Below are 14,092 nucleotides of genomic sequence, written 5' to 3'. Positions count from 1 at the left end.
GCGTTGGTCCGCCCATAATTAACCTCAGCAAGACGTTACATATAACCCGTCAGTTGGAGCATATTATGAAACTATTACCTGTTATCATCGCTGCACTTATTACTACCACCTCATTCGCCACTCTGGCCGCGCAAGAAATTAGCTCAGAACAAGCCACTAAATTGCAAAGTATGGGGGTGATTTCTCTTTCTAATGTTAGCGGTTCACCCATGGATGTGGAATCAGCATTGAATACCAAAGCGAGCGCTGATGGTGCCAGCCACTATCGGGTCATTGGTATCAGTAACCCTGGTGATTCCAGCCATTACAACGCCAGTGCCGAGATTTATCGTTAATGTTCTAAGCCTAAGTTAGTGTGAGTGAAATATTTAGATACTATATTGATATGGCAATATTTTTTTAATCAGACTCTAAAAATAGGTTAACAATAATGGGTCATTGTTAACCTAAGACTGTACATTTCATTATTACCCATCGGTACTATCAATTTATCTGCTAAAAATAATTAACTCTTAGAGCAATCTTAATGCGCTCTTAATAAATATAAGGTGTTATTGTGGTCCATTCGGGTTTCCGAGGAGAGGCTATGCTAAACACTGTCCGGCGTAATTTTAAAAGTCAGTTTTCCTATTTACAGCGCTTTATTGCCTCACCACGTACCGTTGGTACGTTAGCTCCTTCTTCGCCTTGGTTATGTCAGGCGATGTTGAATCAGGTAGATTGGACCCAAAACCTTAATATTGCTGAATTAGGGGCTGCTGATGGTGTGCTGACAAAGCGTATTTTGTCACATATGTCAGCAAAGTCTCACTTACAGGCCTACGAGATTCAGCCACACTTTGTTCATGCATTACACCAGATTAAAGATTTACGTTTGCAGGTAGCTGATCGTTCAGCCGAACAGTTGGATCAGAATTACGATGTGGTATTTTGTTGTTTGCCATTACTCTCGATCCCAACCAAAATCAGTATTAGAATATTGCAGCAAACTCAGCAGCGCTTACGCGCTAACAGCGGAGTGTTAGTCTTATTTCAATACAGCCACCTTTCCGAGCCACTGTTATCTCGTTATTTCACGTGGAAAAAGATACGCGTGGTACGTAATTTCCCTCCTGCATTGGTGTATATTTGTCAGCCCCGTTAATGGTCTAACCTTGATAGTCACCTCATATTACCTGTGCAAAAGCCTCTGGTTTGCCAGAGGATTATCAGGTAAAAAGCCCAATCGTATTGATCAAATACACGCTTGAGTGTGACTTTCAGCGACTTTTCGCTCTCATCCAAATGCCTTCCCAATTCAATTGAGCTGATAGATAAGTAGGTTGTACTGGCAGGTTTACGTTTCGATCAGTTTGATGCTTTCGCCGGTAAAGGGCGGCCTTTCGTCATCAATCCCGATAGCTCTGATAGTCAATTGGTCCCTCGTACCGGTGTGGTCTATAAGCTGACACCGAAAGTTTCTCTTTATGACGCTTACAGTGGATCCTTCAAACCTAATTTGTCTATTGCCAACCAGATTGATTGCCACCGCAGCAGGGGTAATCTTGGGCGGTTGGCAGTAAAGTAGAATGGCTAATGGTGTATCGTTAATTTTACGATGCTGTAAAGTTTGCACTACCTTTAATTATCGGTATGATTCGCATCTACAGTGTAGAGCTGAGTGTTAATACTATTTAGCTGGTCGACAATAGTGGCCAGTTTTTTGATGCCGAGAATTTATCCTCAGAAGTTGATGCGAAAGGACTTTCAAGTAATGACACAGACTATCTTCATGGTAGGCGCGCGCGGTGCGGGTAAGACAACGGTAGGGAAGGCGTTGGCACAGGCGTTGGGATATCGTTTTATAGATACTGATCTGTTTATGCGGCAAACCTCACAGTTGAGTGTTGCTGAAGTGGTTGCTCGCGAAGGCTGGGAGGGTTTCCGCCAGCGGGAAAGTATGGCTCTACAGGCTGTCACTGCGCCTAAAACTGTTGTTGCAACCGGTGGCGGTGCGGTGCTCGCTCTTGAGAATCGTACTTTTATGCGTAAGCATGGGCAGGTTATCTATTTACGCGCATCAGCGAATGTGTTGGCTGAACGATTAGCCGAAGCCCCGGAAGATGCCCAGCGACCAAGTCTTACAGGTAAACCGATCGTAGAGGAAATGCAGGATGTGCTGGCTAGCCGGGAAGCTCTGTATCAAGAGGTTGCCCACTATGTGCTGGATGCGACTCAAGCGCCGCAAGATGTTGTTGAACAAATTTTGCAGCTTCTGACTGATGAAACCGTAAAGTAGCTGGGAAAGTAAGCGTAATTTATCCGATGAATAATTAGCCCACCTGATTGCCTGATAATTATACGAAGCGTACAATTATCACCTACGTAATCATTTCAGCGTAAATCGTTTGCGTTGATAAATGCCCCTTAAGGCAAGGCCGATCAAGGCGGGCCGATGAAAACCTTCAAATCCTTTATTCACCAACACACCAATTTTATGCCAGCGTTCTGGTCAATATTGATTGTGATTTTTGAAACCTCGCTGGCGCTGTACATCTTACGCAACCTCTAATACCACTCTTATTTCGATAAATGAACCTTCACGACAACTGTGAAGGTGTTTGCTATGGCTAATTTTCAACCATATGGCAGCTATTTACCGGCCCCAATAGGGCTATTTGCCGCTAAATTGTACGCTTTATCCACAACTTCGGGAGTGAATCCGGCGATGATCCCATTTCGCCATAATAATCAGTGACAGAGCGTTTATAGAAACCCTAATATGAAAGCTCAATCTTGATTAAGACGCGGGTACAAAACTATGCTGAAATTTAATGAGTATTTTACCGGGAAAGTGAAATCTATTGGTTTTGACAGTGACAGCATTGGGCAAGCTAGCGTTGGGGTGATGGAAAAGGGAGAGTACACCTTCAGTACGGCTAAAGCGGAAGAAATGACGGTGATCACCGGCTGCTTAAAAGTACTGATTCCTGGTTCGGCTGGCTGGGAAGTGTTTAAGCCAGGTGAAACCTTCTACATTCCAGGGGAAAGTGAGTTTAACCTGCAAGTTGCTGAAGCATCTTCGTATCTGTGTAAATATTTGAGCTAAAGAATTCAGATACTCGCCCTCTCATCGCGAAAGGGCGATATCAGCTTAAGCTGTGTTATGCACCTAAGTTAGTGCTGAGCCTCGCCACCCAAGGCTTCAATCAGATTTTTAATTAAGGCGGCCAGTTCACTGGTCATCAGAATAAAATCGGCATCGAAGCGCTGCGCAAAATCATCCCGATCAATATCATCATTCTGTTCACGCAGCGTGTCAGCGAATTTCAGACGCTTAAGTGAGCCATCATCGGACAGAACCAATTGAACGCGTTCCTGCCAATCCAGTGCCAGTTTAGTGACCAGCTTGCCCGCTTCAATATGTACTGCGATTTCATCACTGAATAGATCCTGCTTCTTGCAACGGATCACGCCGCCGTCTTCCAGAATGGCTTTCAACTCAGCTTCATCCATCAGCGCAAATCCGGCGGGCAATTCTTTACTACGCACCCACTCGGTTAACGTCAGCTCGATAGGGTTTTCTAAGGTCAGTGGTACCACCGGCAAGGAACCCAGACTTTTACGCAACAATGCCAAGGTGTCTTCAGCCCGTTTAGCGCTGGCAGCATCAACCATAATCAGATCGTTGACGGTATCAATCCACAAAAAGGTTTGGTTAAAGCGACTGAATGCGCGTGGCAATAAACTGTGCAAAACTTCATCTTTTAATGCGTCTTTTTCAGTTTTTTTCAGTTTACGATGCTGTTCACCTTCCAGGCGCTCAATTTTGGCTTGCAACTCTTGCTTAATCACTGGTGATGGCAAGATTTTCTCTTCTTTGCGGGCACAAATGACAATCTGGCCATTAACCGTATGGGTTAATGCATCGCTATGCGACCCCATCGGTGATACCCAGCCCGTTTTTGCCATATCCTGACTGCCACACGGCGTGAAACTGAGGGCGCTTAACTGTTTCTCCATTTCATCCGCAGATAGTGAAACTTCCCGGCTCAAACGGTAAACCATTAAATTCTTAAACCACAACATAGTGTTATCCCTGGCTCGGGCGCGCCTGGAGCGCGCGAGTTAATCAAACGCAGGGCGGCATGATAACGAATTGACGCCTCGGCCCCTAGTAAAAAGAATAAGAAAAAAACAGAGCCAACCGCTCATCGGCTGAGCGCTATTTTAATCCACAGGGATCCAAACACGACATAATGCAAAATAGCGGGCGACAAAGATTGTGTCACTGGGGTGTATTGTCCAAACTGAAAGAAGAAGATTTTTATTGTCGTCACGTTTTTGGCAAGCAGGGCCTTATTTTTTGATAAAATCGGTTATCACCAACAATGAATTTTCCTGTCAATGAGGTAAAGCGCTATGCGCATTGGTATAGATCTGGGTGGCACCAAAATAGAGGTCATCGCATTGGCCAACGACGGGCAGGAGTTATTTCGTAAACGGGTTGATACACCCCGCCACGATTATCAAAATACCTTGCAGGCGATTGCAACGTTAGTTGCAGATGCGGAGCAGGCGACGGGCCAGCAGGGGAGTGTGGGGGTGGGTATCCCAGGGACTCTCTCTCCGTTTACAGGCAAAGTAAAAAATGCCAATTCAGTGTGGCTGAATGGTCAGATGGTAGATAAGGATTTATCAGAACTACTCTCCCGCCCAGTGCGATTGGCAAATGATGCTAACTGTTTGGCGGTATCAGAGGCTACCGATGGTGCGGGGGCGGGGAAACATCTGGTATTTGCGGCCATTATTGGTACCGGCTGTGGCTCTGGTATTGCTATTGATGGCCGGGTACATGCCGGCGGCAATGGTATTGCGGGTGAATGGGGCCATAACCCTTTACCGTGGCAAAATGATGAAGAGCGGCAATATCAACAGGAAGTAGCCTGCTATTGCGGTAAAAAAGGGTGTATTGAGACTTTTGTCTCCGGCACCGGCTTTGCGACAGATTATTTTCGTATGAGTGGCAAGCAGCTTAAAGGCCACGAAATTATCGCCTTAGTAGCACAAGGGGATGCCATCGCAGAGCAAGCAATGAGTCATTATGAACAACGCTTTGCCAAGTCGTTAGCCCATGTCATTAACCTGTTTGACCCAGATGTGGTGGTATTAGGAGGTGGCATGAGCAATGTTGAGCGGCTATATGCAACCTTGCCCGCGCTAATCAGCCCATGGGTATTTGGTGGTGAGTGCCAGACCCCGGTGCGTAAAGCACTTCATGGCGATTCTAGTGGTGTGCGTGGGGCCGCTTGGTTGTGGCCTGCTATTACCCAGCATCCTTGACACTACAGCGTTGTTAGCGGCTCTCGCGCACCCGAATCACTTACTTGTGTAAGCTCATCGGGACTTACTCGTTTGCTGCCTAGCTGTAATGCCAATGCTTTTGGGTAATACTCTTTGTCCTTGACACGACAGCATTGTTAGCAGCTCTCGCGCACCCGAATCACTTACTTGTGTAAGCTCATCGGGACTTACTCGTTTGCTGTTAATGACGTTTTAATATGCGGTTTTACTTTAGCTGCGTGACACTATTTTATCTGAAAGATACTGTCTAAGCGGCTAACGCCCAGTCCGTTGACTTTCTTCACTTTAATCTGCACTGGAATCCGGTCTTTCATTGCTTCAACATGGCTGATGACTCCAATGGTTTTGCCCGACGCATTCAGGCTATCCAGAGCATCCAGTGCAGTATCCAGTGTTTCAGCATCGAGCGTACCAAAGCCTTCATCAAGAAACAGAGAGTCAATGCTGGTTTTATGGCTGACCAGATCCGACAGCGCCAGAGCAAGCGCCAAACTGACTAAAAAGCTTTCGCCCCCAGACAAGGTGCGGGTATCTCGTATTGCATCCGCCTGCCAGGTATCCACAACTTGCAGCTCTAATGCATCGCTGGTTTTGCGTTGTAACAAATAGCGGCCATGTAAGCGGCTGAGCTGGTTGTTTGCCAGATAGACCAGATGATCGAGTGTCAGACCCTGAGCAAATTTGCGGAATTTATCACCCTCTTTGGAACCAATTAAATAATTGAGATAGCTCCAATCTTCATATTGCTGCTGACTGTGCTCAATTTGCTCAAACAGTGCATGCTGGTTACTACGGCGCGCTGTGTCGCTTTCTAACTGATTGCGTAACTCGCCTTGCCGTAATGTATTGGCCTTTAGTTGCATCAACAATTGCTCTGATTGCTGTTGCAATACTACCAATTCAGATGCTTTATCGACACCCGCCGGACACTGCTGTAATAGTTGCTCCAGCGCTTCACTGGCATGTTGCTGGCGGATGTTGACTTGTTGTTGTCGTTCGCTCAATTGCTGTTTTAATTGCTGCAAACGTTGCCTTTCCTCTTCATCCAGCAGTGCGGCGTTTAAGGCGGCTTCGTCCTCGAACTCGCTGATCGCCAGTGCTTGCTGTAATTGAGCTTGAGCGGTGGCAGCGCGCTGCTGATTATGCTGATATTGTTGCTCTAAGCCCGCCAGCTCCCCCGTTAATCGGTTTAGCTGGGACTGAGTCTGTTGCAGGATTTCTGCCGCATTCTGTTGTATCAACTCAGCTTGCTGTTGTTGTTGGCGCAACACCTGACGAGCCTCAGTAGTACTGATATCACCAAACAGTGCCTGACGTTGCTGACTCTGTTGTTGTAATAGGGTTTCAGCCTGTTGGTGTTGTTGGGTGAGCGCCGATAACTGGTCAATGCACTCTTGTAAATGGCGACGCTCTTCTTCAATCCGCGTTTCCAGTGTTTTTTGCCCCAGAACCAACTGTTGTTGTTCTTGCTGATTCTGCTGCCAACGCTGGTGTTCCTCTTCCCGCAGAGTCAGCCAACTCTGCTGCTGGTCTGCTGCTGGTACTGATAATGATAAATCAGCCAAACTATTATTGAAGTCTTGGCGCATCTGAGTTAAATCATCTTGCTGGCGTTGATGCTGTAACTGCAGTTTCTGTTGGGCTTGCTGAGTATCTTGCTGGCGCTGAGTGATTAATGCCAGTTGTTGCAAGTGTTTTTGCTGCTGTTGTTCTGCTTGAGCCAGAGCATCTTTAGCTTGTTGGTATTGCTGGTTTATTCGCTCATATTCAGCCAATTTCCGCTGGCAGTGTTGCTCTGATTGTTCCTGCTGTTCCAGCCAATCCATTAATGCTGCATGTTCATGTAATGCAAATGTCAACGCCAGAGGTTGCGCCAGCAGCTGCCAGCGCTGTTGATAATCGGCCAATTGCTGGCGGCTGTGCTGTAACTCTTGCTCTAGATGCTGCTGCTGTTGCTGCATACTGTTTTTTTGTGCGCTTAATTCTGAGCCTTCAGTGGCGAGTTGTTCAACCTGACGGCGCAGTTTCTCGAGGCGTTCGGCTGTTTCCGACGGTTTTACCGCCTGATACTCAGTGATAGCGGGGTGATCCAATGCGCCACATAGTGGGCAGGCATCTCCCGGTTGGAGTTTGGCTCTTTCCGCTTCCAGTCTGACTATCTGATTTTCGCGTTCCCACAAGGCTTCCAGATCAGCATGATGTTGTTTTTGATGTTTGTAGCGCTGACGTTTTTCTTCTAACTGCTGTTCAAGCTGTTTTAATTGCTGCTGTTGGCTGGTGAATTGTTGCTGTTGTTTATCGTGCTGTGCCTGAACTTGTTGTGCTAAAGGCGATAATGTGGCGAGTTGTTGCCGGGCCGGTCGCTGTTGCTGCAACTCGTCAAGTTGTTGGCGCAATTGTGTTGTGGGCTGTTGCTGCTCGAATGCTGCTAATTGCTGCTGGATGCTACCTGCTTGCGAGGCCGCGTGTACTAATACGGCCTGTTGCTGTTTATCCTGCTCATTTAATGTGGTCGCTTGCTGTTGCAAGCTGCTCAGTAATAAGGCTTGCTGCTGTAATTGCTGCTCGTTAGCCACTGACTGCTGGTGCTGTATGTGCAATTGGCGGAACTGTTCGCGCCATAACGGTAGGTACTTAACCCAGTGTTGATGGTGGGGATATTGCTGTGCATATTCAGCTAATTGTTGCAGGCGCTGATGCGTCTTTAGCAACTGCTGCTCATTTAACTCAAGTTGCTGTCTACCTTGTTGTTCTTTGCCGCGCAATTGCTGCAATTGAGTGGCAAATTGCGCTAATGAGTGCTGTTGTTGCGCGATAAGGTTATCCAGCGGTACCACTTTTTGCTCAATCAGTGTTTCTTGTTCATGCTGCTTGGCCGCCTGTTGTTGGCGTGCGGTATTGGCTTGTTCCAGAGCTTGAGCCAGGGGGGTTAGTTGGCTCTGAAGCTGTTGCTGCTGTTGGGTCAGCGCGGTGATACGCAGTTGTGTCTGTTGTGCATCCTGTTGGCTGAGTGAGCAGTCACGCAGTAAAGGGCGCAACTTCTCAGCCGGTTCACTACGGGCCAGCCGGTGTAATTCAGGTTGTGCCTGCTGATATTCTTGTTCAATAATTGTTTGCTGCTGCTGATATTCTTGTAGATTCTGTTGCTGTCTTTGCCAGCCGGTTAACCAGTTTATTTGGTTTTGACTCGCTGATTGTGCTGAAACAAGCTGCTTTTCTTGTTGGTGGAGATCATCGATTTGTTGCGTTAATGCCAAGCGCTGTTCTTCATTGAGCAGTTCAATACCACTGGCACGTTGATGTAAAGCATCCAGATTGGCCTTGGCCTGTTTATGTTGCTCAAAGACATATTCAGATAGCCGCCCGTAGATATCAGTCCCCGTTAGCTCTTCCAATAATTCGGCACGGTCATTGGCATCGGCATTGAGAAAAGCAGCAAACTGCCCTTGCGATAACATCATTGATTTAGTGAAACGGCCAAAATCCAGGCCGGTGATCGCTGCAACCATCTCCAACTTATCACGCACTTTATCGGCCAGGATTTTACCGCTGTCGCATAGCGCCAACTCAACTTTAGGGGCTTGCAGATTGCCTTCCGGGCTGTTTTTTGCCCGCCGCTGGCTCCAGAATGCACGATAGCAGATGCCTTTTACTTCAAACTCAACTTCGGCTAGTGACTCCGCTGTGTGGCGTGTCATTAGCTCATTTTGGCTGGGCGTGACAGTCAAACGTGGTGTTTGGTGGTATAGCGCAAGGCATATGGCATCCAGCAGTGTGGTTTTGCCTGCGCCTGTCGGGCCAGTGATAGCGAATAAACCGTTGCTGGCAAAAGGTTCGGCGGTGAAATCTATCTTCCACTCCCCTTGCAGAGAATTAATGTTTTTTAGACGTAAGCTTAAAATCCTCATGCAGGCTGCTCCTGTGCGGCATCTTTATCTTGCGTGATGTCATCAACCACCTGATTGAACATTTGACGCATCCGCTGTTGGCGCGGCTCGGCTAAGTCTGGCTCCAGCGCCAGCCTGCGTTCAAACACATCGGTAACACTCAGCTCATTGAGTGTCTCTTTTTCCTGCCGCTCGATACTGTTGTTACGTTGTTCTTTACTGCGACGTAACAATACAATTTCAACCGGTAGCTCTGTGGTCAGAGCCTGAATACGGCGTTGGATATCAGTAAGATAGTCTTGGGTGGCAACTTCTATATCTAGCCATACGGGTAAGCCTTGATGCTCAGAGAATTGAGCCAGTTGCTGCTCTATTTGCGCTAAATCCCCTTTAATTAATTGCATTGGCTGAAATTGTGGGATGAAGAGAGGGGTAACTGATGCCAGTGCCTGTTGGTGGAATTCCACCAGATAGACGCTTTTCTCCTTGCTCAATTCATCAAAACTGAGAGCAATGGGGGAGCCGCTATAACGGATATGTTCAGTTTTAGCCACTTGCTGGGCGCGATGAATATGGCCTAAAGCAATGTAATCTGCTGGTGGAAATGCCTGCGCGGGGAAAGCATCCAATGTACCAATATAGATATCGCGAACCGAGTCTGTCGTGGTGACGCCAACGGTAGTCAGGTGCCCGGTGGCAATAATGGGCAGTAGCAAACCCAGTTCGGTACGCAATTCAACCGCCCGCTGATACAGTGCCTGGTAGTGGCCCGCGATCGCTTCTTGTAAAGCCAGTTGTTTTTGCCCTCCAGATTCACCCGCCTGACTGGTGACTAAGTCCCTTGGCCGTAAAAACGGGATCGCACACAGCAGAGCCGCAGGTTGATGTTGGCGGTCTTTTAGAATAATGATTTGTTGATCGAGATTGCTGTTGGCGCACGAAATAACGGTGGTATTGAGATAAGAGAGCAAACCCCGTGATTCATTCAGTGTTGACACAGAATCGTGATTACCCCCCAATACCACTAACTGACAGCCAGTGGGTTGGAGCTCAACCACGAAACGGTTATATAGCTCACGGGCGTAACTGGGCGGGGAGCCAGTATCAAAGATATCACCTGCTACAATTAGCGCATCTACCTGATTTTCTTCGATCTGATTAATGAGCCAGTGCAGAAATGCCTGATGCTCAGCAGCGCGGCTTTTAGTGAAGAAATGCTGGCCTAAATGCCAATCAGAGGTATGAATAATGCGCATAAATCTCCCGCACGGCAGGTTATCAGTCAAAGATAATGGCGCTGATTATAAACGCTGCCCGCCGGATGTCGCGGCTAAAAAAAGGCTAGGAGGAAAATCTCCGAGACGTCTCGCAAACTTGACTGCTGTGTTTTGCAATTATCATGAAATTTATCACTATGCTTATTGCTAGTAGAAGCGTGATGTTTTTCATAAAAATGTCACAAAACTGACGCATAATGGCTCCCGAAATCAAATAGTGACCACTAACATACTGGCAGGGTTGATGATGGCAAGACGCATACTTGTGGTGGAAGATGAAGCGCCAATCCGTGAGATGGTGTGCTTTGTGTTGGAACAGAATGGTTACCAACCATTAGAAGCCGAAGATTATGACAGCGCAGTAACTCGTCTGTCGGAGCCTTTCCCTGATTTAGTGTTGTTGGACTGGATGTTACCTGGCGGCTCGGGTATTCAGTTCATTAAACATATGAAACGTGAAGCGTTGACCAGAGATATTCCGGTGATGATGCTGACGGCCCGTGGCGAAGAAGAGGATAGGGTGCGCGGTTTGGAAGTGGGCGCAGATGACTATATTACCAAGCCGTTTTCGCCGAAGGAGCTGGTTGCGCGTATTAAAGCAGTGATGCGCCGAATATCGCCGATGGCTGTTGAGGAAGTTATTGAAATGCAAGGGCTAAGCCTTGATCCTTCCTCACATCGGGTTATGGCCAATGAGCAAGCGCTGGATATGGGGCCGACCGAGTTTAAGTTATTGCACTTCTTTATGACCCACCCGGAGCGCGTTTACAGCCGTGAACAGTTGCTTAATTATGTTTGGGGCACTAACGTTTATGTAGAAGATCGTACGGTTGACGTGCATATTCGTCGGCTACGCAAGGCGCTTGAAATTGATGGTCATGACAGAATGGTACAAACTGTCCGGGGAACTGGATACCGTTTCTCAACGCGCTACTGAGTTTTCAGTGCCGGAGAATTCGTTGTGTTAGAACGCTTATCATGGAAAACGCTGGCTCTCGAGCTGGCTCTTTTTTGTCTGCCTGCATTACTCCTGGGTGCCTTCATCGGCTATCTTCCGTGGCTATTGCTGATTTCAGCTGTCGCGGCGCTGGTTTGGAATTTCTATAATCAACTTAAGTTATCTCACTGGTTGTGGTTAGACCGTAGCATGACACCACCTGCTGGTCGCTGGAGCTGGGAGCCTTTATTTTACGGCTTGTACCAAATGCAGTTGCGAAATCGTCGGCGTCGGCGCGAACTGGCTTTGCTTATCAAACGTTTCCGCAGTGGTGCCGAATCATTGCCTGACGCGGTAGTTATTACCACAATTGATGGCAATATCTTCTGGTGTAACGGTTTAGCTCAGCAGTTGTTAGGGTTTCGTTGGCCGGAGGATAACGGCCAACATATCCTTAATTTATTGCGCTACCCGGAATTCAGCCAATATCTGCAACAACAAGAGTTCTCCCGCCCGTTGACTCTGCAACTGAACAATGGTTATTACGTCGAATTTCGTGTGATGCCTTATTCAGAAGGGCAATTATTGATGGTTGCCCGTGATGTTACTCAGATGCGGCAGTTGGAAGGTGCAAGGCGTAATTTCTTTGCCAACGTCAGTCATGAATTGCGTACGCCACTGACGGTGTTGCAAGGTTATCTGGAAATGATGAATGACCAAGAGCTGGTTGGGCCATTACGGGATAAAGCACTGGGGACCATGCAAGAGCAGACTAAGCGAATGGATGGATTGGTAAAACAGCTCTTGACGCTATCACGAATTGAAGCGGCACCTAATGTGGATATGAATGAGCGGGTGGATATTCCGTTGATGCTGAAAGTGTTACAGCATGAAGTTCAGGCTCTCAGTAACGGACGACATGAGATTACCTTCCGGGTTAACGACCAATTAAAAGTGTTTGGTAACGAAGACCAACTGCGCAGTGCGGTATCAAATCTGGTTTATAACGCCGTCAATCACACGCCTGTTGGTACCCAAATTGAGGTGTGTTGGCAGCAAACGCCACAAGGTGCACAATTTCAGGTCAGCGATAATGGGCCGGGAATCGGTCCTGAACATGTTCCACGGCTAACGGAGCGGTTCTATCGGGTGGATAAAGCCCGATCACGGCAAACGGGGGGCAGTGGATTAGGGCTGGCAATTGTGAAACATGCATTGAGTCATCACGATGCACGTTTAGAGGTCATGAGCGAAGTCGGTCTGGGGACTCGATTTATCTTTACCTTGCCGAATCGATTGATTGTTCCCGCAGTTTTAGCCGAGAATGCAGTCAAATCCTAAAAACTGCATGGATACCAAGCTGATGAAATGGGCAAAACTGACGTTGTTGCATGTCATGCTATGGTTTAGCCATGCCGTTTTAGCGCAATCTGAAGCGGTATTTTCCCCTCCGGTTGCTGTTTTGCCGATGGCTTCCGTGCCTGCCACCAATACCTTATCAGGCAACCTCTCCAGTGTGGGTTCTGACACCTTAGCCAATCTGATGTCCTTGTGGGCAGATGATTTTAATCATCACTATCCTGGTGTTAATTTGCAAATTCAGGCGGCAGGTTCCTCTACTGCCCCTGCGGCGTTAGCTGTCGGTGCCGCCCAGCTTGGTCCGATGAGCCGCCCAATGAAAGCGGGTGAGATCAACGCATTTATTCAACGTTATGGCTATCCGCCACTGGCAGTTCCTGTGGCAGTTGATGCATTGGTGGTGTTTGTTCATCAGGATAACCCACTGAACAAACTGACTTTACCTCAGCTTGATGCTATTTTTTCGCAAAATCGCCGATGTGGAGAGCCACACCAGATTCAGCGCTTTGGTGAGTTGGGATTGGAAGGGGCGTGGGCGGCGCGTTCCTTACAACGTTATAGCCGGAACTCAGCTTCGGGGACCTATGGATACTTCAAACATAAGGTACTGTGCGATGGTGATTTTATAAATAATGTCAATGAGTTGCCAGGGTCCGCCTCTGTGGTACAGGCGGTGGCTGGCTCATTGAATGGCATTGGCTATGCCAGTATTGGTTTTCGTAACAGTGGTGTTAAACCGTTGTCACTGGCGGCGGTGGGGCAAGATTTTGTGATGCCAACTCCTGAGAATGTTAAAGATGGCCGCTACCCTTTATCACGTTATCTGTATATTTATATCAATAAAGCTCCGGGCCAGCCACTGGAGCCATTGACTGCGGCGTTCCTTGAGCGGGTTCTATCACCTGAGGGGCAAAAGAGGGTCACCCATGACGGTTATCTCCCCCTGCCTCCCGAGATACTGATTCACACCCGAAAAGCGTTAGGTTTTACTGATTAAGGTGTTTCAGTCGTCGTTTTTTGCCTATGCAATCTTGCATCATTTCTGTGCGTAAAATGATCAACCTCTCCTGAGTATTCGTCACCAGATTGGCGGTAAATTGTTAACGACTGGCTACAAATAATACAAATCATATGGCGTGTATTTCTTAAAACATGGCATGATTAACTGGTTTGATAACATTATCTGGATGATGGCTCTGCTTTTATGATCCCGACTTGCCTTTCTCCGCTATAAACGGTCTACTTAGCGCCGTTGTTGGCCTATTCCACCTGCAAATAACTTCAAAAAC

12 protein-coding genes and 1 pseudogene are annotated in these 14,092 nt (G+C 47.5%); 10 read left to right on the top strand and 3 right to left on the bottom strand.

Features of this window, described 5'->3' with window-relative positions; genetic code table 11:
• Positions 1-65: 65 nt before the first annotated feature.
• The 6 genes and pseudogenes from V2A84_RS14005 to ppnP all read left to right on the top strand — a co-directional run bounded on the left by V2A84_RS14005 (position 66) and on the right by ppnP (position 3,088).
• Complete coding sequence (locus V2A84_RS14005) at positions 66-335, top strand: YdgH/BhsA/McbA-like domain containing protein (RefSeq protein WP_083160099.1); 270 nt, start codon at positions 66-68, stop codon at positions 333-335.
• A gap of 251 nt (positions 336-586) precedes the next feature.
• Positions 587-1,144, top strand: a complete 558-nt coding sequence (locus V2A84_RS14000) for a class I SAM-dependent methyltransferase (RefSeq protein ID WP_083160097.1) — start codon at positions 587-589, stop codon at positions 1,142-1,144.
• 177 nt (positions 1,145-1,321) lie between these two features.
• Positions 1,322-1,522: pseudogene (locus tag V2A84_RS13995) on the top strand (TonB-dependent receptor domain-containing protein); the annotation flags it as partial.
• Positions 1,523-1,753: 231 nt separating this feature from the next.
• On the top strand, positions 1,754-2,278 hold the full coding sequence (gene aroL, locus V2A84_RS13990) for a shikimate kinase AroL (RefSeq protein ID WP_083160095.1): 525 nt from the start codon (positions 1,754-1,756) through the stop codon (positions 2,276-2,278).
• A gap of 327 nt (positions 2,279-2,605) precedes the next feature.
• Positions 2,606-2,737: a hypothetical protein gene (locus tag V2A84_RS13985; protein WP_265331634.1), complete on the top strand. Its 132-nt coding sequence runs from the start codon at positions 2,606-2,608 to the stop codon at positions 2,735-2,737.
• A 63-nt stretch (positions 2,738-2,800) separates the two neighbouring features.
• Complete coding sequence (ppnP, locus tag V2A84_RS13980) at positions 2,801-3,088, top strand: pyrimidine/purine nucleoside phosphorylase (RefSeq protein WP_005189270.1); 288 nt, start codon at positions 2,801-2,803, stop codon at positions 3,086-3,088.
• Positions 3,089-3,156: 68 nt separating this feature from the next.
• On the opposite strand, the gene rdgC is transcribed toward ppnP, so the two are convergent.
• A complete protein-coding gene (gene rdgC / locus V2A84_RS13975) occupies positions 3,157-4,068 on the bottom strand; it encodes a recombination-associated protein RdgC (protein WP_083160093.1) in 912 nt (303 codons plus the stop codon).
• Between the two features lie 333 nt (positions 4,069-4,401).
• On the opposite strand from rdgC, the gene mak reads away from it, so the two are divergent.
• Positions 4,402-5,322, top strand: coding sequence for a fructokinase (gene mak / locus V2A84_RS13970; RefSeq protein ID WP_083160091.1), 921 nt, complete (start codon positions 4,402-4,404; stop codon positions 5,320-5,322).
• 245 nt (positions 5,323-5,567) lie between these two features.
• Here the strand turns inward: mak and V2A84_RS13965 are convergent, their stop codons facing one another.
• Both V2A84_RS13965 and sbcD read right to left on the bottom strand, forming a co-directional pair.
• On the bottom strand, positions 5,568-9,251 hold the full coding sequence (locus V2A84_RS13965) for an AAA family ATPase (protein ID WP_083160089.1): 3,684 nt from the start codon (positions 9,249-9,251) through the stop codon (positions 5,568-5,570).
• The gene (gene sbcD / locus V2A84_RS13960; protein ID WP_083160087.1) at positions 9,248-10,486 is read right to left on the bottom strand and encodes an exonuclease subunit SbcD; all 1,239 of its coding nucleotides are present in this window, start codon (positions 10,484-10,486) and stop codon (positions 9,248-9,250) included. Before sbcD ends, V2A84_RS13965 begins: the two co-directional genes overlap by 4 nt.
• Positions 10,487-10,754: 268 nt before the next feature.
• Between sbcD and phoB the strand changes: the two genes are divergently transcribed.
• From phoB to V2A84_RS13945, 3 genes are read left to right on the top strand one after another with little or no spacing between them, the layout of a single operon-like run.
• Positions 10,755-11,444 carry a phosphate response regulator transcription factor PhoB gene (phoB, locus tag V2A84_RS13955; protein ID WP_025377384.1) on the top strand — a complete coding sequence of 230 codons (690 nt, stop codon included), beginning with the start codon at positions 10,755-10,757 and terminating at the stop codon, positions 11,442-11,444.
• Positions 11,445-11,468: 24 nt separating this feature from the next.
• Entirely contained in the window at positions 11,469-12,785 is a 1,317-nt protein-coding gene (gene phoR / locus V2A84_RS13950) for a phosphate regulon sensor histidine kinase PhoR (protein ID WP_083160085.1), read from the top strand.
• 22 nt (positions 12,786-12,807) lie between these two features.
• Positions 12,808-13,800 (top strand): PstS family phosphate ABC transporter substrate-binding protein, encoded by a 993-nt coding sequence (locus tag V2A84_RS13945; protein ID WP_372568758.1) that lies wholly within the window; start codon positions 12,808-12,810, stop codon positions 13,798-13,800.
• Positions 13,801-14,092 lie beyond the last annotated feature (292 nt).

The organism is Yersinia sp. 2553 StPb PI (assembly GCF_052217105.1).
Classification (GTDB): domain Bacteria; phylum Pseudomonadota; class Gammaproteobacteria; order Enterobacterales; family Enterobacteriaceae; genus Yersinia; species Yersinia enterocolitica_E.
Note: the sequence above shows the minus strand (reverse complement) of the source record. Positions and strands in the feature narration are given on the sequence as shown.

Excerpts from the sequence above, each read along its gene's own strand:
- V2A84_RS14005 (WP_083160099.1), top strand. The coding sequence starts at position 66 with ATGAAACTATTACCTGTTATCATCGCTGCACTTATTACTACCACCTCA.
- V2A84_RS14000 (WP_083160097.1), top strand. The coding sequence starts at position 587 with ATGCTAAACACTGTCCGGCGTAATTTTAAAAGTCAGTTTTCCTATTTA.
- aroL (WP_083160095.1), top strand. The coding sequence starts at position 1,754 with ATGACACAGACTATCTTCATGGTAGGCGCGCGCGGTGCGGGTAAGACA.
- V2A84_RS13985 (WP_265331634.1), top strand. The coding sequence starts at position 2,606 with ATGGCTAATTTTCAACCATATGGCAGCTATTTACCGGCCCCAATAGGG.
- ppnP (WP_005189270.1), top strand. The coding sequence starts at position 2,801 with ATGCTGAAATTTAATGAGTATTTTACCGGGAAAGTGAAATCTATTGGT.
- rdgC (WP_083160093.1), bottom strand. The coding sequence starts at position 4,068 with ATGTTGTGGTTTAAGAATTTAATGGTTTACCGTTTGAGCCGGGAAGTT.
- mak (WP_083160091.1), top strand. The coding sequence starts at position 4,402 with ATGCGCATTGGTATAGATCTGGGTGGCACCAAAATAGAGGTCATCGCA.
- V2A84_RS13965 (WP_083160089.1), bottom strand. The coding sequence starts at position 9,251 with ATGAGGATTTTAAGCTTACGTCTAAAAAACATTAATTCTCTGCAAGGG.
- sbcD (WP_083160087.1), bottom strand. The coding sequence starts at position 10,486 with ATGCGCATTATTCATACCTCTGATTGGCATTTAGGCCAGCATTTCTTC.
- phoB (WP_025377384.1), top strand. The coding sequence starts at position 10,755 with ATGGCAAGACGCATACTTGTGGTGGAAGATGAAGCGCCAATCCGTGAG.
- V2A84_RS13945 (WP_372568758.1), top strand. The coding sequence starts at position 12,808 with ATGAAATGGGCAAAACTGACGTTGTTGCATGTCATGCTATGGTTTAGC.